Source organism: Streptomyces sp. NPDC104367 (assembly GCF_055583825.1).
In genome coordinates this window covers 297,741-319,153 of the sequence record NZ_JBVJND010000005.1, presented here as the reverse complement: position 1 = coordinate 319,153, position 21,413 = coordinate 297,741, and the positions used below count along the sequence as shown (strand labels likewise).

The 21,413-nt window shown below is 72.2% G+C and carries 19 protein-coding genes; 9 read left to right on the top strand and 10 right to left on the bottom strand.

Annotation, left to right across the window (positions count from 1 at the left end):
- Positions 1-62 precede the first annotated feature (62 nt).
- Positions 63-1,268, bottom strand: coding sequence for a sensor histidine kinase (locus tag ACZ619_RS10375; RefSeq protein ID WP_469596646.1), 1,206 nt, complete (start codon positions 1,266-1,268; stop codon positions 63-65).
- A 118-nt stretch (positions 1,269-1,386) separates the two neighbouring features.
- On the opposite strand from ACZ619_RS10375, the gene ACZ619_RS10370 reads away from it, so the two are divergent.
- On the top strand, positions 1,387-2,409 hold the full coding sequence (locus ACZ619_RS10370) for an SAM-dependent methyltransferase (protein WP_469596643.1): 1,023 nt from the start codon (positions 1,387-1,389) through the stop codon (positions 2,407-2,409).
- Between the two features lie 43 nt (positions 2,410-2,452).
- Here the strand turns inward: ACZ619_RS10370 and ACZ619_RS10365 are convergent, their stop codons facing one another.
- Positions 2,453-3,604, bottom strand: a complete 1,152-nt coding sequence (locus ACZ619_RS10365) for an NADH-quinone oxidoreductase subunit D (RefSeq protein ID WP_469596640.1) — start codon at positions 3,602-3,604, stop codon at positions 2,453-2,455.
- A 31-nt stretch (positions 3,605-3,635) separates the two neighbouring features.
- On the opposite strand from ACZ619_RS10365, the gene ACZ619_RS10360 reads away from it, so the two are divergent.
- Together ACZ619_RS10360 and ACZ619_RS10355 are read left to right on the top strand one after the other, a co-directional pair.
- Complete coding sequence (locus ACZ619_RS10360) at positions 3,636-4,139, top strand: PH domain-containing protein (RefSeq protein WP_469596637.1); 504 nt, start codon at positions 3,636-3,638, stop codon at positions 4,137-4,139.
- Complete coding sequence (locus ACZ619_RS10355; protein ID WP_469596634.1) at positions 4,136-5,464, top strand: PH domain-containing protein; 1,329 nt, start codon at positions 4,136-4,138, stop codon at positions 5,462-5,464. The genes ACZ619_RS10360 and ACZ619_RS10355 overlap by 4 nt, the downstream gene beginning before the upstream one ends.
- A 64-nt stretch (positions 5,465-5,528) precedes the next feature.
- Here ACZ619_RS10355 and ACZ619_RS10350 read toward each other — a convergent pair whose 3' ends face one another.
- Positions 5,529-6,839 (bottom strand): hypothetical protein, encoded by a 1,311-nt coding sequence (locus ACZ619_RS10350; protein ID WP_469596632.1) that lies wholly within the window; start codon positions 6,837-6,839, stop codon positions 5,529-5,531.
- A gap of 97 nt (positions 6,840-6,936) precedes the next feature.
- Complete coding sequence (locus tag ACZ619_RS10345; protein WP_469596629.1) at positions 6,937-8,058, bottom strand: alpha/beta hydrolase; 1,122 nt, start codon at positions 8,056-8,058, stop codon at positions 6,937-6,939.
- Between the two features lie 223 nt (positions 8,059-8,281).
- Between ACZ619_RS10345 and ACZ619_RS10340 the strand changes: the two genes are divergently transcribed.
- The 6 genes from ACZ619_RS10340 (at position 8,282) to ACZ619_RS10315 (ending at position 13,486) form a co-directional block, all read left to right on the top strand.
- Positions 8,282-10,093 (top strand): phosphatidylglycerol lysyltransferase domain-containing protein, encoded by a 1,812-nt coding sequence (locus tag ACZ619_RS10340; RefSeq protein WP_469596627.1) that lies wholly within the window; start codon positions 8,282-8,284, stop codon positions 10,091-10,093.
- Between the two features lie 104 nt (positions 10,094-10,197).
- The gene (gene folP / locus ACZ619_RS10335; RefSeq protein WP_469596624.1) at positions 10,198-11,193 is read left to right on the top strand and encodes a dihydropteroate synthase; all 996 of its coding nucleotides are present in this window, start codon (positions 10,198-10,200) and stop codon (positions 11,191-11,193) included.
- Entirely contained in the window at positions 11,190-11,693 is a 504-nt protein-coding gene (locus ACZ619_RS10330) for a nuclear transport factor 2 family protein (RefSeq protein WP_469596622.1), read from the top strand. Before folP ends, ACZ619_RS10330 begins: the two co-directional genes overlap by 4 nt.
- A 286-nt stretch (positions 11,694-11,979) precedes the next feature.
- The gene (folB, locus tag ACZ619_RS10325; protein ID WP_469596620.1) at positions 11,980-12,339 is read left to right on the top strand and encodes a dihydroneopterin aldolase; all 360 of its coding nucleotides are present in this window, start codon (positions 11,980-11,982) and stop codon (positions 12,337-12,339) included.
- Positions 12,336-12,947 carry a 2-amino-4-hydroxy-6-hydroxymethyldihydropteridine diphosphokinase gene (folK, locus tag ACZ619_RS10320; RefSeq protein WP_469596618.1) on the top strand — a complete coding sequence of 204 codons (612 nt, stop codon included), beginning with the start codon at positions 12,336-12,338 and terminating at the stop codon, positions 12,945-12,947. Before folB ends, folK begins: the two co-directional genes overlap by 4 nt.
- A 50-nt stretch (positions 12,948-12,997) precedes the next feature.
- On the top strand, positions 12,998-13,486 hold the full coding sequence (locus ACZ619_RS10315) for a DUF3180 domain-containing protein (RefSeq protein ID WP_469596615.1): 489 nt from the start codon (positions 12,998-13,000) through the stop codon (positions 13,484-13,486).
- Between the two features lie 46 nt (positions 13,487-13,532).
- Here ACZ619_RS10315 and folE read toward each other — a convergent pair whose 3' ends face one another.
- The 6 genes from folE to dacB form a co-directional block, all read right to left on the bottom strand.
- Complete coding sequence (folE, locus tag ACZ619_RS10310; RefSeq protein ID WP_469596612.1) at positions 13,533-14,138, bottom strand: GTP cyclohydrolase I FolE; 606 nt, start codon at positions 14,136-14,138, stop codon at positions 13,533-13,535.
- A gap of 132 nt (positions 14,139-14,270) precedes the next feature.
- On the bottom strand, positions 14,271-16,310 hold the full coding sequence (ftsH, locus tag ACZ619_RS10305; RefSeq protein ID WP_469596610.1) for an ATP-dependent zinc metalloprotease FtsH: 2,040 nt from the start codon (positions 16,308-16,310) through the stop codon (positions 14,271-14,273).
- Between the two features lie 208 nt (positions 16,311-16,518).
- A complete protein-coding gene (gene hpt / locus ACZ619_RS10300; RefSeq protein ID WP_469596773.1) occupies positions 16,519-17,079 on the bottom strand; it encodes a hypoxanthine phosphoribosyltransferase in 561 nt (186 codons plus the stop codon).
- Between the two features lie 66 nt (positions 17,080-17,145).
- Entirely contained in the window at positions 17,146-18,240 is a 1,095-nt protein-coding gene (tilS, locus tag ACZ619_RS10295) for a tRNA lysidine(34) synthetase TilS (protein WP_469596607.1), read from the bottom strand.
- Between the two features lie 191 nt (positions 18,241-18,431).
- Positions 18,432-19,565 (bottom strand): zinc-dependent metalloprotease, encoded by a 1,134-nt coding sequence (locus tag ACZ619_RS10290; protein ID WP_469596604.1) that lies wholly within the window; start codon positions 19,563-19,565, stop codon positions 18,432-18,434.
- A 112-nt stretch (positions 19,566-19,677) separates the two neighbouring features.
- Entirely contained in the window at positions 19,678-21,339 is a 1,662-nt protein-coding gene (dacB, locus tag ACZ619_RS10285) for a D-alanyl-D-alanine carboxypeptidase/D-alanyl-D-alanine endopeptidase (protein WP_469596601.1), read from the bottom strand.
- Positions 21,340-21,413: the final 74 nt, after the last annotated feature.

Genomic DNA, 21,413 nt, shown 5'->3' with positions numbered 1-21,413 from the left:
CGTCTGCTTGCTCCGGTTTTCTCCGGGGCGTGACAGGTGTCAACCGGGGGCGTGCGTCTGTGTCAGTGCGCCGGTTTGAGCGGCAGCAGGGCACTGATGCGGAATCCTCCGCCAGGGCGGGGGCCGGCGTCGAGCGTGCCGCCCACCATGCCGACCCGCTCGCGCATCCCGATCAGACCGTGCCCCTGGCCGTCGGCGCCGCCGTCCTCGTACATCTCGTGCGGAGCGCCCTTGCCGTCGTCCTCGACGAGCAGGCCGAGCCCGTCGTCGAAGTAGACCAGCCGCACGCTGGCGCCCGTGTTCGGGCCGCCGTGCTTGCGGGTGTTGGTCAGCGCCTCCTGCACGATCCGGTACGCGGTCAGCTCGACGCCGCTGGGCAGCGGGCGCGGGGTGCCCTCGACCTTGAAGTCGACCGGCAGCCCGGAGCTGCGGCACTGCTCGATCAGCTCGTCTATCTGTTCGACGTCGGGCTGCGGGACGTACTCGCCGACCTCCTTGTGCTCGCCGGTGCGCAGCACGCCCAGCAGGCGGCGCATCTCGGCGAGGGCCTGGCGGCCGGTGGAGGAGATCGTCTCCAGGGCCTTCTTGGCCTGGTCGGGCGCGGCGTCGAGGACATAGGCGGCGCCGTCTGCCTGGACCACCATGACGGACACGTTGTGCGCCACCACGTCGTGCAGCTCGCGTGCGATCCGGGCGCGCTCGGCGGCGACCGCGACCTTGGCCTGGGCCTCGCGCTCCTTCTCCAGCCGGGCGGCCCGCTCCTCCAGCTGCGCGAAGTAGGCGCGGCGGGTGCGCATGGAGTCGCCGAGCACCCAGGCGAGCACGAACGGGACCGTCTGGAACAGCACGATCGCGATATGGCCGGGGGCGCCGGCGTCGTGCTGCGGCCAGCGGATCTCCGCCAGGGGCGCCGCGCAGAGCCCGGCGTAGAGGCCGAACCGGGACGCCCAGCGGGGGCCGACCGCGGCGTTCGTGCAGACGATCACCAGCATGGCGAAGTTGGCGACGGTCGTCTCCACGTCGAGGACCAGCTGGGCCAGGCCGGTGGCCGCGGCCAGCAGCAGCATCCGCTCGGGGAACCGGCGGCGCAGCGCGACGACGACGGCCATGACGACCGACACCGCCACCAGGGCGGCGGTCGAGCCGTGCTGGTCCCGGCCCTGGTCGAGCCTCCAGGCGCTCGCGCCGGAGAGCCCGAACAGGACGACGGCCCAGAAGCTGTCGACCCATGTCGGGTGCCTGCGGAGGAAGTCATAGAGGCGCTGCACGTAACCCAGAGTAGGGAAGTGTGATAGGTGCAGGGGTCAACCGGAGGGCCGATCCCTGTTCCGCACGTGTACTCCGCAAGGTGGAGAAGGTGATCAGCCGGGCGCCTAGTCTGGCCCGGTGACGGATGAGGCGACGCGTGAGACGGCCGAGGCCACCCGGGGCTGGGGTGCGGCCACCGAAGCGGCCCTGTACGGCCCGGGCGGCTTCTACCGCCGCCCGGAGGGACCGGCCGGGCACTTCCGCACGTCGGTGCACGCGTCGCGGCTGTTCGCCGAGGCGGTGGCCGAGCTGCTGTGCCGGGTCGACGAGGCCCTGGGGCACCCCGAGACGCTGGACTTCGTCGACATGGGCGCCGGCCGGGGCGAGCTGGTCACCGGCGTGCTCGCCGCCCTGCCCGCCGACGTGGCGGCACGCGCGCGTGCGTACGCCGTCGAGATCGCCGACCGCCCGCCGGGCCTCCACGACCGGGTCACCTGGCTGAGCGAGCTGCCGCGCACCATCACCGGCCTGCTCTTCGCCAACGAGTGGCTGGACAACGTGCCGGTCGACGTGGCCGAGGTGGACGCGGCCGGTACGCCCCGGCTGGTGCTGGTCCGGCGGGACGGCTTGGAACTGCTCGGGGAGCGGGTGTCGGGTCCGGAGGCGGAGTGGCTCGCGCGGTGGTGGCCGCTCGGCACGGAGCCGGGGCTGCGCGCGGAGATCGGGCTGCCCCGGGACCGGGCGTGGGCGACCGCCGTCGCCAGCCTGCGCCGGGGGCTCGCGGTGGCCGTGGACTACGCGCACACCAGGAACGCGCGCCCCCCGTTCGGGACGCTCACCGGCTTCCGCGAGGGGCACTCGACGGCGCCCGTACCGGACGGGTCGTGCGACATCACGGCGCACGTCGCACTGGACGCGTGCGCGGCGCTCGACACGGCGCTCCGGCTGCCCGAGGCGCTCCTGCGCACGCAGCGCGACGCCCTGCGCGCCCTCGGCCTGATCGGCGGGCGCCCCCCGCTCGCGCTCGCCTCCACGCACCCCGCCGCCTACGTGCGCGCCCTCGCGGGCGCCGGTGAGGCCGCCGAGCTCACCGCCGCCGGCGGTCTGGGCGACTTCGGCTGGCTGCTCCAGCCGGTGGGCATCGAGAACCCGCTGTCCTAGGGCGCGCGCCGGTCCCGCCCGTCCCCGGCGCGCGCCGGGGACCTCACTTGTCGATGTCGCCCACGACGAAGAACATCGACCCGAGGATCGCGACCATGTCCGCCACCAGCGTCCCCGGCAGCAGTTCGGTGAGGGCCTGGATGTTGTTGTACGACGCCGAGCGCAGCTTCAGCCGGTACGGGGTCTTCTCGCCCTTGCTGACGAGGTAGTACCCGTTGATGCCGAGGGGGTTCTCGGTCCAGGCGTAGGTGTGGCCCTCGGGCGCCTTGAGGACCTTGGGCAGCCGCTGGTTGATCGGTCCCGGCGGCAGGTCGGCGAACCGGTCCAGGCAGGCGTCGGCCAGGTCCAGGGCGTTGTGCGTCTGCTCCAGCAGGCACTCGAAGCGGGCCAGGCAGTCGCCCTCGGTCCGGGTGACCACCCTGAGGGTGTCCTGGAGCTCGCCGTAGGCCAGGTAGGGCTCGTCGCGGCGCAGGTCGAAGTCGACGCCCGAGGCGCGCGCGATGGGGCCGCTCACGCCGTACGCGTGCACCGCCTCCGGGGTGAGGGTGCCGACGTCCCGGGTGCGCCCGCGGAAGATCTCGTTGCCGAGGACGAGGTCGTCGAAGACGCCCATGCGGGAGCGCACGGCGGCGACGGCGGCACGCGCGCGTGCGGTCCAGCCGGCCGGCAGGTCCTCCTTGAGGCCGCCGACGCGGTTGAACATGTAGTGCATGCGCCCGCCGGAGACCTCCTCCATGACGTTCTGGAGCTCCTCGCGCTCGCGGAAGGCGTAGAAGACCGGGGTGATCCCGCCCAGCTCCAACGGGTAGGAGCCGAGGAACATCAGGTGGTTGAGCACCCGGTTCAGCTCGGCGAGCAGGGTGCGCGTCCACACCGCGCGGACGGGCACCTCCATGCCGAGCATGCGCTCGACGGCGAGGACCACGCCCAGCTCGTTGGAGAAGGCCGACAGCCAGTCGTGGCGGTTGGCGAGCATGATGATCTGGCGGTAGTCGCGGGCCTCGAAGAGCTTCTCGGCGCCGCGGTGCATGTAGCCGATCACCGGCTCCGCGGAGACGATGCGTTCGCCGTCCAGCACCAGCTTCAGCCGCAGCACGCCGTGCGTGGAGGGGTGCTGGGGGCCGATGTTGAGCACCATGTCGGTGCTCTCCGCGGCGCCGCCGATCCCGACCGTGGTCTCCGTCGTAGGCGTCATGCGCACAGTCTCCCCTACGTACGCTGGCCTCATGGAAACGGGGAGCGCGGCCGACGCCGGGATGACGGGGACCGAGCCGGTGTGGACGGGACTGCCGCCGGGGCTGCTGCGGATGCGCCGGCTGCTGCTGGTGGTGTGGCTGGGGCTGCTCGCCCTCGCCCTGGGACTGCTGCCGGGCCTGCTCGCGGGTCCGGCGTGGGCGGCCCTCGCGCTGCTGCCGCTGGCCGCGCTGGCCTGGGGCTGGGTGCTGCTCGGCCGCAACTGGCGCTCCTGGCGGTACGCCGAGCGCGCCGACGACCTGCTGATCAGCCGCGGTGTCCTGTGGCGGGAGGAGACCGTGGTGCCGTACGGGCGGATGCAGCTGGTGGAGGTGACCTCGGGACCGGTCGAGCGGTACTTCGGGCTGGCCAGCGTGCAGCTGCACACCGCGGCCGCGGCCACCGACGCGACGATCCCCGGTCTGGAGCCGGCCGAGGCGGAACGGCTGCGCGACCGGCTCACCGAGCTGGGCGAGGCCCGATCGGCGGGTCTGTGACCACGCCGGGCGTCGATGACGCCGTACACCCCCGGCAGGCCGTGGCCGAGCGTCGGCTGCACCCCGTGACGCCGTTCCGGCGGGCGTGGGCGCCGGTCGCGGTGATCACCGGATGGGCGGTGCACGACCCGAACCAGGCCCAGGCCCAGCTGACGAAACTGACCACGTCCATGCTTCTGGGCGGGCTCGTCGCCCTGGTCACGGCGGGCGCCCTGTACGGCCTGCTCACCTGGTGGTTCACCTACTTCGCGGTGACCGACAGCGAACTGCGCATCCGCACCGGGCTGTTCTTCCGGCGCACCGCGCACATCCGGCTGGAGCGGATCCAGGCCGTCGACGTGACCCAGCCGCTCCTCGCGCGCGTGGCGGGCGTCGCCAAGCTGCGCATAGACGTGGTCGGCACCGACAAGAAGGACGAACTCGCCTTCCTGGGCCAGGGCGAGGCGCGTGCGCTGCGCGCGGAGCTGCTGGCGCGCGCCGCCGGGTTCGCGCCCGAGACGGCGCGCGAGGTCGGTGAGGCGCCGGCGCACGAGCTGATGCGCGTGCCCCCGGGCAAGCTCGCGCTCTCCGTGGTGCTGACGGGCGCCACCTGGGGCTCCCTGGCCGCCGCCCTCGTCGTGCCGCCCCTCCTGTGGATGGCCACCCACAGCGTGTGGACGGTCCTCGCCACCGCCCTGCCCCTGATCGGCGCGGCGGCCACGACCAGCGTGGGGCGGTTCGTCTCCGAGTACGACTGGACGCTGGCCGAGTCCCCGGACGGGCTGCGCATCGACCACGGGCTGCTGGACCGCACGCACGAGACGGTGCCGCCGGGACGGGTGCAGACCGTGCGGATCGTGGAGCCGCTGATGTGGCGGCCGCTGCGCTGGGTGCGGGTGGAACTGGACGTGGCCGGGTCGGCGAACTCGGTGCTGGTGCCGGTCGCCCCGCGCGCGGTGGCCGAGTCGGTCGTCGCACGCGTGCTGCCCGGGGTGACCGTGCCGGGCGGGCTGCTGCGGGCGCCGGGCCGGGCCGGGTGGTGCGTGCCGCTGTGGTCGCGCGGGTACGGGCTCGCGGTCACGGACGCGGTGTTCGCGGCGCGGCACGGGCTGCTGCGCAGGCGCCTGGCGCTCGTCCCGCACGCCAAGGTCCAGAGCGTGCGGTTGACACAGGGGCCCTGGGAGCGGCTGTGGCGGCTCGCGGACGTTCATGTGGACACGGGGGCCGACAAGACCGTCACGGCCCGTCTGCGGGGCGCCGAGGAGGCCGCTGCGCTGTTGCGGGAGCAGGCCGAGCGGTCCCGGACGGGGCGCCGGTCGGCGCGGCCGGACCGCTGGATGGCCTGAGCCGGGACACCCCTCGGATGCCCCGGCTCGGGATCGTTGCGTGGCCGGCGGGCGGCCGCGTGGGTCAGGAGGCGGCGCTGTGCAGGCCGCCGACGTTGATCTGCTCCGTCTCGTCGTGCGCGGTCAGGTCGATGACCTGGCCGACACCGCGCGCCTGGGCGTCGGCGGGCTTGAAGTCGGCCTCGGCCTCGGCCTTGTGGAGCGCGAGCGCCTCCTGGCCGACGACGTCCGCGAGGTCCTCGTTGTGCACGGTGTCCAGTTCGCCGGCGGCCGAGTTCTTCTGCGTGCCGAAGAAGTCGAACCCGCCGGTGACCAGCGGACGCGGGATGGGCGCGGCCGGCAGGACGGCCACCGCGGTCGGCACGGTGAAGTGGCCGGTCGGCTTGACGGAGTTGGCGGAGGGGGCCGTCGCGCGGACGTCCTGCTCCGCCGGCGCCGGGGTGGTGTCCTCCGGCTCGGCCACGGTGGTGGCGGCCGTGCGGGCGTGCCCGTCGGCCGCCTCGGGCTGCCCCTGCTCCTCGTCCTCCGCCGCGGACCCGCCCTTGGGCGTCTCGCGCTCGGTCGTCCCGCGCTCGGGCGTCCCGGATTCGGGCGCCTCGGATTCGGCGGCCGCCGTCTCCGCACCGCCGTCGGTGCCGACGGCAGCGCCGGCGCGGGACTGAGCCCCGGCCTCGGAGTCGACGTCGGAGTCGGATTCGGAGTCGGTCTTGGGGGCGTCGCCCTCGTCGAACCGGGCCAGTGCCACCTTGGCCCGCAGGAACAGCTTGGAACCCTCGGCCGAGAAGATCGCGGGAGTCGTCACCTCGACCGTCGTCTCCTCGACCGTCAGCTCCTCGTCGGCCGCTTCGGTCTCCTCGATCACATCGGCGGCGTCGACCGCGTCGGTCTCGTCCGCGGCCGGGAGCTCGTCGGCCGGGGCGGTGGCCTCGATCTCCAGGAGGCGGCGGCCCTCCAGGGCGCTGGCGCGCTCGGTCTCGGCCGTGGCGTAGCGGCGCAGCAGGGCCGCGTGCTCGTTGCGCAGTCCGGCGAGCTCCGCCCGCTTCGCGCGCAGGCGCTGCTCCAGCTTGGTGCGCAGCTCGCGGGACTCCTCGAGGTCGGTCTCCAGCTCGGCGATCCGCTCCTCGTGACGCCACTCGTCGCTCGCACGCGCGCGCGACAGGTCGGCCACATGCTTGCCCGCCTCGGAGTCCCAGCGCCGCATCACGGCGGCACCGACGGCCGCGGTGGCCGCGGCTATCGCGGCAAGGGTGCGCAGCACCGTCGGTTGGGAGAACAACCAGGGGCCGAGAGCGCAGACGAGGGAGACACCGGCGATCGCCGAAGGAGGCAACAGCCTGTGCAAGGGCGGGGAATGACGGTGACGTCCACGTGGCATGGCCAGAAACTTACCGCGCGTAGGCGAATCGTGGTGCCCCGGGCCATAAAAACACGGCGACAACGAAGTCACCGTACGGCGTCGGCCTCGCGCGGATTCAGTGACCGTCCAGTCGGCCGCTGATCCACTGGAGCGCCGCGGGGATCTCGCGGCGCCACGTATTGAAGTTGTGGCCGCCGCTGTCGAGGATGATCGAGGAGATCCGGGTCCGCTTCGTGGCCGCCACGCGCGCGATGAATTCCAGTGTGTCCTTGTAGTTGGTTTCTCCGAGCTTGCTGCTGGTGACCAGCAGGGATGTGTCCGGGGCGGGTTCGTGCCGGAGAAACCACCACAGGTTCGCGCGGTTGCGGAGTTCCCTGTCGCCCTGGAAGAGGTCGCCGGTCGTGGGGTCGGTCGGCGCCTTGTAGGACGCGGAGAGCCCGGCGCCGGCCGCGTACACGCCGGGGTGGTGCATCGCGAGCTTGAGCGCGCAGTAGCCGCCCGTCGAGTCGCCGACGATTCCCCATCCACGGCCGCCCTGACCGCCGTCGACCCGGTAGTGCGCGCGGACGGCCTCGGGCAGGTCGTCGGCGAAGAAGGTCTCGGTGCGCGGGCCGTGCGGGACGTCCACGCACTCGGTGTCCCGGGGCGGCGCGACCGTGGGCCGCAGCATCACCAGGATCGTGGGCCGCATCCGGCCGGCGCGCACCAGGTGCTGCGTGGTGCGCGGGTAGTGCAGCTTGTCGACGAGCGCCCGCGCGGTGCCGGGATAGCCGCTGAGCACGACCACCACCGGGAACGTGCGTGTGCGGTACCGGGGCTGGAAGTACTCCGGCGGCAGGTACACGTACGCGGGCGTGGCGATGCGGGTCGTCCGGCCGACGATGTCGACCTGCTGGATCTGGCCCGCCGTCCGGGGCAGCGAACCGCCCATTCCGTGCACCTCGGAGGTGGACACCACCCGGACCGGACCGCCGGCCGCGTGGTTGACGACGACGCCCTGATCGGTTTCCGTGCCGAACAGGTCCGCCCAGCTCGCGTAGAAACCGAAGGCCTGGTTGACGGCTATCCCGAGGCACCCGAAGAGCGCCAACTGGGTGGCCAGCAAAAGCCCGACACGACCGCTGACGGCACGCCAGTTCCGACGGGCCAGCCGTGGCCACAGCCATACCGTGCCGACGAACAGCAGTACGGCCGACAAGATCGTCAATGCCAGCATCTTATTGCTCGTGAGACCCATGAGCTGCTTCCGCCTGCGCTTTCCCCCGTGACCACCGCTGCTTTCAGCGAGGCTTGCCCCGGGCTTTCCCTGGCCTTTGAACCGGCTTTCCGATGAGGAGTGAACCTCTCCCCCCGAGACACCGTCCTAGAGGGCGCAATGTCGCCGGATGCCCGAATCGGCACCGGAATCAAGGTCTCTCGCAGAACTACGGGATGCGATGTCTGTCAGGATAGATGGGGAAATGTCGGGTGAGGTTCCGAGCCGATCGAGCCGGGCGCGGCGCATAATCCGCGGTCCTCGGCCCGAGGTCGTTCCCGCTCTGGTCGGCAGGGCGTGTGCGGTCGTGGGCGTCCTGGACATCGCGGCGGGTGTGTTCCCGCGCTTCCGTCACAGCCGTATGCACGCCATGGCCGAGGTCCTGCCCGGCGCGCTCGGTCCGTTCGCCGCCGCGCTCTCGCTCAGCGCGGGCGTGCTGTTGCTGCTGCTCGCGCACGGGCTCAAGCGGCGCAAGCGCCGGGCGTGGCGGGCCGCGGTCGCGCTGCTGCCGGCCGGCGCGATGTCGCAGTTCGTGTACCGGCACTCGGTCATCGGCGCGCTGATCTCCCTGGCGCTGTTCGTGCCGCTCGTGATCCACCGCGACGAGTTCCGGGCGCTGCCCGACCCGCGCAGCCGGTGGCGCGCGCTCGCCAACTTCGTCCTGATGAGCGCCGGTTCGCTGGCGCTCGGGCTGGTCATCGTCAGCGCCCACCCCAGGCGCACCATCGGCGACCCGAGCCTGGCCGACCGCATCACCCATGTCATCTACGGCCTGTTCGGCTTCGAAGGGCCCGTCGACTACGAGGGCAACACCTCCTGGACGGTCGCCTTCTCGCTCGGCGCGCTCGGCCTGATCACCGCGGTCACCACCATCTACCTGGCCTTCCGCCCGGAGCACCCCGCCGCGCACCTCACCGAGGAGGACGAGGCCCAGCTGCGCGCGCTGCTGGAGAAGCACGGCGCCCGCGACTCCCTCGGCCACTTCGCGCTGCGCCGCGACAAGGCGGTCGTCTTCTCGCCCAGCGGCAAGGCGGCCGTCACCTACCGGGTGGTCTCCGGCGTGATGCTCGCCAGCGGCGACCCGATCGGCGACGTCGAGGCCTGGCCCGGCGCCATCGAACGCTTCATGGACGAGGCCAAGGCCCATTCCTGGACCCCCGCCGTCATGGGCTGCTCGGAGACGGGCGGTGAGGTGTGGACCCGCGAGACCGGCCTGGACGCGCTCGAACTGGGCGACGAGGCGGTGGTGGACGTAGCGGATTTCTCGCTCGCCGGACGCGCGATGCGCAATGTGCGCCAGATGGTCAAGCGCATCGAGCGGGCCGGCTACGAAACCCGGGTACGGCGCATCCGTGACGTCGGCGAGGCCGAGCTGGAGCGCATCCGGCGGGCGGCCGAGGACTGGCGCGGCACCGACACCGAGCGCGGCTTCTCGATGGCCCTGGGCCGCATCGGCGACCCCGCCGACGGCGACTGCCTGATCGCCACCGCCCACAAGGCGGACGACCGGCCCGGCCCCTACGGCGACCTCAAGGCGGTCCTGCACTTCGTGCCCTGGGGCACCGACGGCGTCTCCCTCGACCTGATGCGCCGGGACCGCTCGGCGGACCCGGGGATGAACGAGCTGCTCATCGCGGCCGCCCTCCAGGCCTCCCCGAAGCTCGGCATCAGCCGGGTCTCGCTCAACTTCGCGATGTTCCGCTCGGCGCTCGCGCGCGGCGAGAAGATCGGCGCCGGCCCGGTGCTGCGCGCCTGGCGCGGACTGCTGGTGTTCCTGTCCCGCTGGTTCCAGATCGAGTCGCTGTACAAGTTCAACGCCAAGTTCCAGCCGCGCTGGGAGCCCCGCTTCGTGGTCTACCGGGCCTCCGGCGACCTGCCCCGCATCGGCCTCGCCGCCATGCAGGCCGAGGGCTTCGTCGACCTCGCCCTGCCGCTGCCGCGCTTCCTGCGCCGCGGCGCCCCGGCCGCCCGCCCCTGCCCGCACCACCCGAGCGAACCGGAGGTACGGGCGGCCTGACCCCCGCCGACGGGCCCGGGTGGGCGCCGCGCTCCCCCTCCGGCCCGCGGCGCCCACCCGGGCCGCGCGGTATCCCGGCAGCGCCCGGGGCCTACGCTGAACGTATGAGCACTCACAGCGGGCGCGGCCTGGTGGCAGGCCTTCCGGCATGGGACCGGTGCGCGGTCATGGGGGTCGTGAACGTCACCCCCGACTCCTTCTCCGACGGCGGCCGCTGGTTCGACACGACGACCGCCGTCAAGCACGGCCTCGACCTGGTCGCGCAGGGCGCCGACCTGGTCGACGTCGGCGGCGAGTCCACCCGGCCCGGCGCCACCCGCGTCGACGAGACCGAGGAACTGCGCCGGGTCGTCCCGGTCGTCCGCGGCCTCGCCTCCGAAGGCGTCGTCGTCTCGGTCGACACCATGCGCGCCTCCGTCGCCCGGCAGGCCCTCGCCGCCGGCGCGGCCCTCGTCAACGACGTCAGCGGCGGCCTCGCCGACCCCGGCATGATCCCCGCCGTCGCCGAGTCCGGCGCCCCCTTCGTCGTCATGCACTGGCGCGGCTTCCTGGAGGGCGGCAACGTCAGGGGCGTGTACGACGACGTGGTCGCCGAGGTGCTCGACGAACTGCACACGCGCGTGGAAGCCGTCCTCGCCGGCGGCATCGCCCCCGACCGCGTGGTCGTCGACCCCGGCCTCGGCTTCTCCAAGGACTCCGGGCACGACCTGACCCTCCTCGCCCATCTCGACCGGCTGCACGCCCTGGGCCACCCGGTGCTCGTCGCCGCCTCCCGCAAGCGGTTCCTCGGCCGGGTCCTGGCCGGGCCCGAGGGGGCGCCCCCGCCGGCCCGGGAGCGCGACGCGGCCACGGCCGCCGTCTCCGCGCTCGCGGCGCACGCCGGCGCGTGGGCGGTGCGCGTCCACGAGGTGCGCGCCACGGCGGACGCCGTACGGGTCGCGCGCGCCGTCGAGGGGGCTCGCGCGGAAGGCAACGCGCCGGGCGCGCACAACGCGTCGCACGCCCCTTCGAAGAGCGCGCACAACGCGTCACGCGCTCCTTCGAAGAGCGCGCACAACCGCCCGCACGACACCTCCCACGGCGCAGAAGGAGCCCGGTGAGCGCCCCCCACATCGACGTCGAGCAGGTCGAGGCCGCCAACACGGCCTTCTACGAGACACTGGAGGCCGGTGACTTCGAGGCGCTGTCCGGCCTCTGGCTGACCCCCTCCGACCTGGGGGTCGACGAGGAGTACCACGACCCGGCGGACACCGGAGTGATCTCCTGCGTGCACCCCGGCTGGCCGGTGCTGACCGGCCGCGGCGAGGTTCTCAGGTCGTACGCGCTGATCATGGCGAACACCGACTACATCCAGTTCATCCTCACCGACGTGCACGTCTCCGTCACCGGTGACACCGCCCTGGTGACCTGTACGGAGAACATCCTCAGCGGGGGCCCGGCGCCCGAGGGCGGACAGGGGCTCGGTCCGCTGGTGGGGCAGCTGGTCGTCGCCACCAACGTGTTCCGGCGCACCCCGGACGGCTGGAAGCTCTGGTCCCACCACGCCTCCCCGGTGCTGTCCGAGAGCGACGAGGACGAGGACGACGACACGCGCGCGTGAACAGGGGCGATCCCTTCTGTCCGCTTCTGCCACCTCCTGCCCTGTCTCGCCCTCTCACGGACCAAGAAGTGGCTGGAATCACGAACTCACCGGTAGGTGCGGGTACCGGCCCGTGAGCCGTGGGGTTCTCCAGGGGAAACGCGCGATGAACCCTGCCGTCCGGGGCGAACGGCCGTGCTCCGCACCCCGGCGCTGTCAGTGCCCGCAGGTAGATTCATGGGTGGCCGGTCCACCGCCCGCACGCGGTGCGGCCCCGCCGTTTCCGACGATTGCAGGAGTGATTCGCGTGGATCGTGTCGCGCTGCGCGGCCTGAAGGCCCGCGGGCACCACGGCGTCTTCCCCAAGGAACGCGAGGAGGGCCAGACCTTCATCGTAGACCTCGTCCTCGGGCTGGACACCCGGCCCGCGGCGGCCGACGACGACCTGGCGAAGACCGTGCACTACGGCATCGTGGCCGAGGAGGTCGTGGCCGTGATCGAGGGGGAGCCGGTGAACCTGATCGAGACGCTCGCCGAGCGGATCTCCCAGGCCTGCCTGAAGCACGAGGGGGTACAAGAGGTCGAGGTCCGCGTACACAAACCGGACGCGCCCATCACCGTCCCGTTCGACGACGTCACCGTCACCATCACCCGGAGCCGAGTATGACCGCATCCTCCCTGCGGGGTCCCAGCGACCCGACCGTACAGCCGGTGCCCGCCTCCGTCGTCGAGCAGGTCGACGCCGCCGACACCACCCTCTCCAACCCCAAACGGGCCGTGGTCTCCCTCGGGTCCAACCTCGGCAACCGCCTGGAGACGCTCCAGGGCGCCATCGACGCCCTGGAGGACACCCCGGGCGTCCGCATCAAGGCCGTGTCGCCGGTCTACGAGACCGAGCCGTGGGGCGTCGAGCCCGGCAGCCAGCCCTCGTACTACAACGCGGTCGTGGTGCTGAAGACCACCCTCCCGCCGTCCTCCCTGCTGGAGCGGGCGCACGCGGTCGAGGAGGCCTTCAACCGGGTGCGGGACGAGCACTGGGGCCCGCGCACCCTCGACGTCGACATCGTCGCGTACGCCGACGTCGTCTCCGACGATCCGCAGCTCACCCTGCCGCACCCGCGCGCCCACGAGCGCGCCTTCGTGCTCGCCCCCTGGCACGACGTGGACCCCGAGGCCCGGCTGCCGCACCTGGGCCCGGTGGCCGAACTGCTGGCCGCCGTCACGCGGCACGGTGTGGAAGCGCGCACCGACCTGGAACTCCGACTGCCCGAGTAGTCGTTAAGGTCGAGACGACCACATCGCTGCGGGGGAGCTGAAGGAACACAGTGAAAGAGCTGCGGATCAGGGTCCTGGCCGGTGTCTTCGTCGTGGCAGCGGTGCTGTCCTGGGCGGCCGCCCGCCTGTGGAACTCGGTGGGCACCCTGCCCAGCGTGCCGGTGGCCGCCCCCATCGTCCTGGCCCTGATCGCCGTGGTCCTGCTCTCCACCGCCCTGTCGCTGCGCGCCCGGCTCAGGGCCCAGCGCGAGCGCCGCTCCGGCGCCAAGGGCGTCGACCCGCTGATGGCGGCCCGCGCGGTCGTCTTCGGCCAGGCCAGCGCCCTGGTGGCGGCCCTGGTCGCCGGCATGTACGGCGGCACGGGCCTGTTCCTGCTGGAACTCCTCGACATCCCCGCCCGCCGCGAGCAGGCCCTCTACGCGGCCTTCTCGGTCGTGGCCGGCGTCGGGGTGATAGCGGCCGCGATCTTCCTGGAGCGGGTCTGCAAGCTCCCCGAGGACGACGACAACGACCGCAGCGGGGCCGAGCCGGTGGCCTGAGCCCCGCCGCCGCGGGTTCCGCGCGCCGTCAGCGCGCCGGTGGCCGTCAGCGCGCCAGGATCAGGCTCATCGCCTCGGCGCGGGTCGTGGCGTCACGCAACTGGCCGCGCACGGCCGACGTCGTCGTCTTGGCGCCCGGCTTGCGGATGCCGCGCACCGACATGCACATGTGCTCCGCCTCGACCACGACGATCACGCCCCGGGCCTCCAGGATGCGCATCAGGGAGTCCGCGACCTGCGTGGTGAGTCGTTCCTGCACCTGAAGCCGACGGGCGAACACCTCCACCAGGCGGGCGAGCTTCGACAGCCCGGTGATCTTGCCGGTGTCCGCCGGGATGTAGCCGACGTGGGCCACACCGTGGAACGGCAGCATGTGGTGCTCGCACAGGGAGACGATCTCGATGTCCTTCACCAGCACCATCTCGTCGTGCCCCAGGTCGAAGGTGGTCGTCAGCACCTCTTCGGGTGTCTGGTGGTTTCCGGCCAACAGCTCCCGGTACGCCCGTGCCACCCGTGCCGGCGTCTCCCTGAGCCCCTCCCGGTCCGGGTCCTCGCCGACCGCTATGAGGAGTTCACGGACGGCGTTCTCGGCACGTTTCTCGTCGAACTCGCCGATGGTGCCCTCGCCGTCCAGGGTCACGGGGTCGGTCATGGGGTGCCTCGTTCCTTAGGTGGGCGGCGTGTGGGCCACGCGCCTCATAAGCGGGCATACCGAAATGCCGCGCCCCCCAGGCTAGAACCTGGGGGGCGCGGCATCCATTCCGGGCCTGGTGAGACCGGTGGGTCAGCTCTCGGGCCGGTCCTCCGGGGCCTTCTCGACCGCCGGGGCGGACTCGGCCGCCGTGGACTTCACGGTGCTGATCGCCGGCGTCGAGCCGTTCGCCCCGTTGGTCAGTGCGAGCTCCCTCGGGGAGAGCACCGGCGGGCGGGTGGACGGCGTACGGCGGGAGGAGCCGGTCCACGCGGGACGCGCGGGCCGCTTGTGGAGCGCCGAGAAGATCTCGGCGATCTCCTCCTTGCCCAGGGTCTCCTTCTCCAGGAGCTGGAGCACCAGGTTGTCGAGGACGTCACGGTTCTCGACCAGGATCTCCCAGGCCTCGTTGTGAGCGTTCTCGATGAGCTTCTTGACTTCCTCGTCCACCAGGGCGGCGACCTCTTCCGAGTAGTCGCGCTGGTGGGACATCTCACGGCCGAGGAAGGGCTCGGTGTTGTCGCCGCCGAACTTGATCGCGCCGAGACGCTCGGTCATGCCGTACTGCGTGACCATCGCGCGGGCGGTGGCCGTGGCCTTCTCGATGTCGTTCGCGGCGCCCGTGGTCGGGTCGTGGAAGACCAGTTCCTCGGCCGCGCGGCCGCCCAGCATGTAGGCGAGCTGGTCGAGCATCTCGTTGCGCGTGGTCGAGTACTTGTCCTCGTCCGGCAGGACCATCGTGTAACCGAGGGCACGGCCGCGGGACAGGATCGTGATCTTGTGGACCGGGTCGGAGTTCGGCGAGGCCGCCGCGACCAGGGCGTGACCGCCCTCGTGGTACGCGGTGATCTTCTTCTCCTTGTCCGACATGATCCGGGTCCGCTTCTGCGGGCCCGCGACCACACGGTCGATCGCCTCGTCGAGCATCTGGTTGTCGATGAGCTTGCGGTCGCTGCGCGCCGTGAGCAACGCCGCCTCGTTCAGCACGTTCGACAGGTCCGCGCCGGTGAAGCCCGGCGTGCGGCGGGCGACCGCCGCGAGGTCGACGTCGGGCGCGACCGGCTTGCCCTTCTGGTGGACCTTGAGGATCTCCAGACGGCCCTGGAGGTCCGGCGGGTCGACCGCGATCTGCCGGTCGAAGCGGCCGGGACGCAGCAGCGCCGGGTCGAGGATGTCGGGACGGTTCGTCGCGGCGATGAGGATCACGCCGCCCTTGACGTCGAAGCCGTCCATCTCGACGAGCAGCTGGTTCAGCGTCTGCTCGCGCTCGTCGTGACCGCCGCCGAGGCCGGCGCCGCGGTGGCGGCCGACCGCGTCGATCTCGTCGACGAAGACGATCGCCGGGGCGTTCGCCTTGGCCTGCTCGAAGAGGTCGCGCACACGGGAGGCACCGACACCGACGAACATCTCGACGAAGTCGGAACCGGAGATCGAGTAGAACGGGACCCCCGCCTCACCGGCGACGGCACGCGCGAGCAGCGTCTTGCCGGTACCGGGGCGGCCGTAGAGGAGCACGCCCTTGGGGATCTTGGCGCCGACGGCCTGGAACTTGGCCGGCTCCTGGAGGAACTCCTTGATCTCGTGGAGTTCCTCGACCGCCTCGTCGCAGCCCGCGACGTCCGCGAAGGTCGTCTTCGGGGTGTCCTTGGTGATGAGCTTCGCCTTGGACTTGCCGAAGTTCATGACGCGGGAGCCGCCGCCCTGCATCTGGTTCATCAGGAACAGGAAGACGACCACGATGAGGACGAAGGGGAGCAGCGAGAGCAGGACGCTGACGAAGGCGTTCTGCTTGGTCGGCGCGACGGTGTAGCCGTCGGGGATCTGCTTGTCCTGGTACTTGGTCTGCAGCGTGTTGGCGATGGTCACGCCCTGGTCGCCGATGTAGCTCGCCTGGATCTTCGAGCTGCCGTCGACCTTCTCGCCGTCCTTGAGCGTGACCTTGATGGTCTGCTCGTCACCGGTGGTCAGCTTCGCCGATTCCACCTTGTTGTCGTTGATCGCTGCCACGACCTGGCCGGTGTCCACCGTCTTGTAGCCGCCGGACGAGCCGACGACCTGCATCAACACGACCACGGCAAGGACGGCCAGCACGATCCACATGACCGGCCCACGGAAGTATCGCTTCACGTCCATCCATACGGAGCGAGACGCCCCGTCCCTCCTGCCATAGTGAGTTTGATAAGACAGTTCTTCTGACGGTACCCCAGCTTTGTTACCCAAAGCCGCACGGAGCGGCTCGGACGGCTGGCAAACGCGTCTCTGCATGCTCCAACGGCGCGAAACCCGCTGGGGTTCCCGATCGTCTTACGCAAGCGGACCCTCCGGCGTATCAACCGGGAGGTCAGCCTCCGTAGACGTGAGGCGCGAGCGTACCGACGAACGGGAGATTGCGGTACTTCTCGGCGTAGTCGAGGCCGTATCCGACGACGAACTCGTTGGGGATGTCGAAGCCGACCCACTCGACGTCGATGGCGACCTTGGCCGCGTCCGGCTTGCGGAGCAGCGTGCAGATCCTCAGGGTCTCGGGCTCGCGCGAGCCGAGGTTGTTGATCAGCCAGGACAGGGTCAGCCCGGAGTCGATGATGTCCTCGACGATCAGGACGTGCCTGCCCTTGATGTCGGTGTCGAGGTCCTTGAGGATCCGCACCACGCCGGAGGACTGGGTGCCCGCGCCGTACGACGACACGGCCATCCAGTCCATGGTGACGGGGGTGGACAGTGCCCGGGCGAGGTCGGCCATGACCATCACCGCGCCCTTGAGGACGCCGACGATCAGCAGGTCCTTGCCCGCGTACTCCGCGTCGATCTTCGCGGCCAGCTCGGCCAGCTTCGCGTCGATCTCTTCCTTGGTGATGAGCACCTGCTGGAGGTCGGCACCCATGTCTTTCGCGTCCACCCGCATCACTTTCGGTCGGTCGTCCCACCGGCCTACCCACCCCGTCGGAGAGGACCTCCGGGGGGAAGGGATTCAGCCTTGCCGAATCACCAGTCTGCCACCCTGGCGCTGGGCGACGACTTTGCCCGGGAGATTGATGGCCCCCTGGCCGCGCCAGCCGGTGATCAGCCGGTCGACTTCCTCGATGTGCCGGGCGAACAGGGAACCGGCCGGCGCGCCCGCGTCGATCGCGGCGCGGCGCAGGATCCGGCGGCGCACGGCGGGCGGCAGGGCGTAGAGCTTGGCGCACTCCAGCAGGCCCGCGGCGTCCCGCACGGAGGCCTCGGCCTGGCTGGCCCAGGTGTCGAGCGCGTCGGCGTCGTCGCGGGAGAGCTGGGCGGTGCGGGCGAGCGCCTCGACGACACCCTTGCCGAGGGCCTTCTCCAGGGCCGGCAGCCCCTCGTGGCGCAGCCGGGAGCGGGTGTAGGCCGGGTCCGCGTTGTGAGGATCGTCCCAGACCGGGAGCGCCTGGACCATGCAGGCCTTGCGGGCGGTCTGGCGGTCCAGCTGGAGGAAGGGGCGGCGGTAACGGCCGTCGGCCCCCGAGACCGCGGCCATTCCGGACAGGGAGCGGATGCCGGAGCCGCGGGCGAGGCCGAGCAGGACCGTCTCGGCCTGGTCGTCCCTGGTGTGGCCGAGCAGGACGGCGGCGCCGCGGTGGCGTTCGAGAGCGGCGTCCAGGGCGGCGTAGCGGGCGTCCCGGGCGGCGGCCTCGGGGCCGCCGTCGCGGCCGACGGTCACGGTGATGGACTCGACGGGGTCGAGGCCGAGTTCGCGCAGCCGCAGGGCGACCTCCTCGGCGCGCAGGTCGGAGCCGGCCTGGAGGCCGTGGTCGACCGTGATGCCGCCGGCGCGGACGCCGAGCCTGGGCGCCTCGAAGGCGAGGGCGGAGGCGAGCGCCATGGAGTCGGCGCCGCCGGAACACGCCACGAGGACGAGCGGGGAGGGGGTCCGCTCGTTCGGGGACTGCTCGGGGATGTCGCCCACGGGGAGCGCGAAGCGGGCACCGGTGCGCCCGACGGCGCGTCCGCCGGTGGTACGGCTCGGACGGCCGTGGTCGGTGATGATGTCGTGGAGGACGCGGCGGACCGCCAGGCGTATCGCCGCGACCGCAGGATGGGGACCCATGTCCGGTTCCCTTCATGAAGTTTTCGGGGGGTGATCCCGACGTCGGTCACTCAGAGTGTGTAGATGGTGACAGAAGCGGGCCGTTCCCCGAGCATTGCACGCCTACCCATCGCTCACGGTCCCTCGGACGGGTGATTGCGGGGGCGTTCGCCTGCCGTGGGCCGGATTCGTCTCACCACGCCCGTACGGGTTCACGACTCCGCCTTGCGGTGCACCCGCGCGACCCAGTCCGCCGGTTTGGCGATCTCCGCCTTGGTCGGCAGGGTGTTCGGGGAGGTCCACACCCGGTTGAAGCCGTCCATGCCGACCTGGTCGACGACGGCCCGCACGAACCGCTCGCCGTCCCGGTACTGGCGCAGCTTGGCGTCGAGGCCGAGGAGCTTGCGCAGGGTCGTGTCAAGGCGGGAGGCGCCCTTGGCCCGGCGCTGCTGGAACTTCTCCCGGATCTCCGCGACGGTCGGCACGACCGCGGGTCCCACGCCGTCCATCACGAAGTCGGCGTGGCCCTCCAGGAGGGACATGACGGCGGTGAGCCGGCCGAGGATCTCGCGCTGGGAGGGCGTCTGCACGAGTTCGACGAACGACCGTCCGCCGTCGTCCTCCTCGGCCTCGGGGCGGCCGCCCGCCAGGGACTGGGCGGCGTCCCGGACGCGTTCGAGGACGGTCATCGGGTCGACGTCGGTCTCCGACAGGAACGACTGGATCTCGCCCTCCAGGTGGGCGCGCAGCCAGGGCACCGCGGAGAACTGGGTGCGGTGCGTCTCCTCGTGCAGGCAGACCCAGAGGCGGAAGTCGTGCGGCTGGACGTCGAGTTCGCGCTCCACGTGGACGATGTTCGGGGCGACCAGGAGCAGCCGGCCGCCGCCGTTCTCGTCCGCGGGCAGGTCGCGGGAGGCGGGGGCGAAGGTCTCGTACTGGCCGAGGACCCGGGAGGACAGGAACGACAGCAGCATGCCGAGTTCCACGCCGGTGACCTTGCCGCCGACCGCGCCGAGGACGGCGCCGCCCGGGGTGCCGGAGCGGCGCTCCTGCATCTTGTCGAGCAGCGGCTTGAGGAGTTCGCGGAAGCCGGCGACGTTCGCCTTGACCCAGCCGGGGCGGTCCACCACCAGGACGGGGGTGTCGTGGACGTCGTCGGTGCCCATCCGGGTGAAGCCGCGTACGTGCTCCTCCGAGGCCTTCGCGTGCCGCCGCAGCTCGGCGACGATGGCCCGGGCCTCGTCACGGCTCACCTCGGGGCCCGGCCGCACGAGCCGGGTCGCGGTCGCGACCGCGAGATTCCAGTCGACCATCCCAGAAGAAGCAGCGCCACCGATGCTCGTCATGCGTCAACCGTACGTGAGCGTTCCCACTTGGGGCAGGCCGTGGGGATTTGCGGGGCGTGAGGGGCGCGCGTGGCGGCACGCCGGGCGCGGGCCGCGCCGGGCGTGCCGCGCGTCAGGCGCAGCCGCATCCCGCCAGTGCCGTCGCCGTCCGGTCGAGCGCCTCCTGGGCCTCGGCCGGGCTCGTCGTGTCGGAGGTCAGGAAGGCGAAGGCCAGCAGGCGGCCGTCCTTGTCGACGACCGTGCCGGCCAGGGTGTTGACGCCGGTGAGGGTGCCGGTCTTGGCGCGTACGACGCCCGCCGCGCCGTCGGTGTAGCGGCCGGCCAGGGTGCCCGTGAAGCCGGCCACGGGGAGCCCGGTGAGGACCGGGCGCAGGCCCGGCAGCCCGGTGTCGGCGGCCTTGGCCAGGAGGGCGGTGAGCAGGTCCGCGGTGAGCCGGTCGTCGCGGTCGAGGCCGCTGCCGTCGTGGAAGGAGGCGCCGGTCATCGGCAGGCCGAGCCCGGTCAGCCGGGCGTCGATCGCGGCCGCTCCCCCGGCGAAGCTGCCCGGGCGGCCGCTCGCGAGGGCCGTCTGGCGGGCCAGGGCCTCGGCGATGTCGTTGTCGCTGTTGGTCAGCATGCGCTCGACGACGGAGGAGAGCGGGGGCGAGGAGACGGTGGCGAGGGTCTCGGCCCGCCTGCTCGCCTTGGAGGTGCCGGGGGCCGAGGTCTTGATGCCGGCGGCCCGGAGGAAGCCGGCGAACCTGCGGGCCGCGTCGGCCGCGGGGTCGCTCACCCGGGCCGCCGGGCCGCTGCTCGAGTCGTCGGTGCGGCCCTCGTCGGCCATGAGGGGGCTCACGCGCGCGAGGTTGTCGTTGACGCCGATGGGGTGCAGGTCGGAGCCGGAGTAGAGGGTGGTGTCGTACGACAGCGTGATCTGTCCGATGCCCCGCGCGGTCAGCGATCTCGCGGTCGCGGTGGCGAGGGTGCGCAGGCTGGCCCAGCCGGCCGCGTCCGCGCGGGCGGTGAGGGTCGGGTCGCCGCCGCCGACCAGGACGACCTCCCGGGTGCCCGGTTCGAGGGCCACGCGCGTGGTGAGGCGGTGGTCGGGGCCGAGGGCGGAGAGGGCGGCGACGGCGGTGGCGATCTTGGTGGTGGAGGCCGGGGTGAGGGCGGTGTCGGCGCCCTCGGCGTACAGGCGCCTGCCGGTGGCCACGTCGAGGACCACCGCGGTCCGGGTGGTGCCGAGCGCCGAGGCGTCCAGAAGGGGCTCCAGGACGTCGGCGACGGCGGTCGCGGAGATTCCGGCGGGCGCGGACTTCACGGTGCTCGTGGTGGTGCCCAGGCCCGTCAGGACGGATCCGGCGCTGGGGGCGGGGGCGGGCTCGCCGTCGGCCGTGACGGACCCCTCGCCGGAGCCGTGATCTGCGCCACCCGTCCGCTCCAGGGCGGCCGCCCGGTCCCGCTCGGCCGTACGCTGGCCGTCGGCGTCCCAGGGGCCCGCCGCGGTCACCACACCGGCGGCCAGGACGAGTCCCGCCGTGGTGGCGCCCGCGGTGTACTGCCAGGTCCTGAGGGTCCGAGGCCGTCGAGGACGAGAGGGGCTGACCAGGGCGGCCAGCCGGGGTCCCGTCGCGCGCGTGAGGCGCGCGAGTTGCGGTCCCACTGCCTGCTTCAACCGCTTGACCTGCGGTTTCGTTGCGGTCGCGACATGTGCGAGACGCGGTCGTACGGCATCCGCGATCTTCCGCACACGCGGTTTCGCGGACTGCCAAGGCCTCAGCTCTGGCACGACCACCAGCCCCTTTCGCGATCACACACCTGCGTGAGGGACACTTAACCACCAGAACTATGTGTTGATCATGGAGGAGC

Excerpts from the sequence above, each read along its gene's own strand:
- ACZ619_RS10365 (WP_469596640.1), bottom strand. The coding sequence starts at position 3,604 with ATGACGCCTACGACGGAGACCACGGTCGGGATCGGCGGCGCCGCGGAG.
- ACZ619_RS10345 (WP_469596629.1), bottom strand. The coding sequence starts at position 8,058 with ATGGGTCTCACGAGCAATAAGATGCTGGCATTGACGATCTTGTCGGCC.
- tilS (WP_469596607.1), bottom strand. The coding sequence starts at position 18,240 with ATGGGTCCCCATCCTGCGGTCGCGGCGATACGCCTGGCGGTCCGCCGC.
- ACZ619_RS10290 (WP_469596604.1), bottom strand. The coding sequence starts at position 19,565 with ATGACGAGCATCGGTGGCGCTGCTTCTTCTGGGATGGTCGACTGGAAT.
- hpt (WP_469596773.1), bottom strand. The coding sequence starts at position 17,079 with ATGCGGGTGGACGCGAAAGACATGGGTGCCGACCTCCAGCAGGTGCTC.
- folP (WP_469596624.1), top strand. The coding sequence starts at position 10,198 with ATGAGCACTCACAGCGGGCGCGGCCTGGTGGCAGGCCTTCCGGCATGG.
- folE (WP_469596612.1), bottom strand. The coding sequence starts at position 14,138 with ATGACCGACCCCGTGACCCTGGACGGCGAGGGCACCATCGGCGAGTTC.
- ACZ619_RS10340 (WP_469596627.1), top strand. The coding sequence starts at position 8,282 with ATGTCGGGTGAGGTTCCGAGCCGATCGAGCCGGGCGCGGCGCATAATC.
- ftsH (WP_469596610.1), bottom strand. The coding sequence starts at position 16,310 with ATGGACGTGAAGCGATACTTCCGTGGGCCGGTCATGTGGATCGTGCTG.
- folK (WP_469596618.1), top strand. The coding sequence starts at position 12,336 with ATGACCGCATCCTCCCTGCGGGGTCCCAGCGACCCGACCGTACAGCCG.
- ACZ619_RS10360 (WP_469596637.1), top strand. The coding sequence starts at position 3,636 with ATGGAAACGGGGAGCGCGGCCGACGCCGGGATGACGGGGACCGAGCCG.
- ACZ619_RS10350 (WP_469596632.1), bottom strand. The coding sequence starts at position 6,839 with ATGCCACGTGGACGTCACCGTCATTCCCCGCCCTTGCACAGGCTGTTG.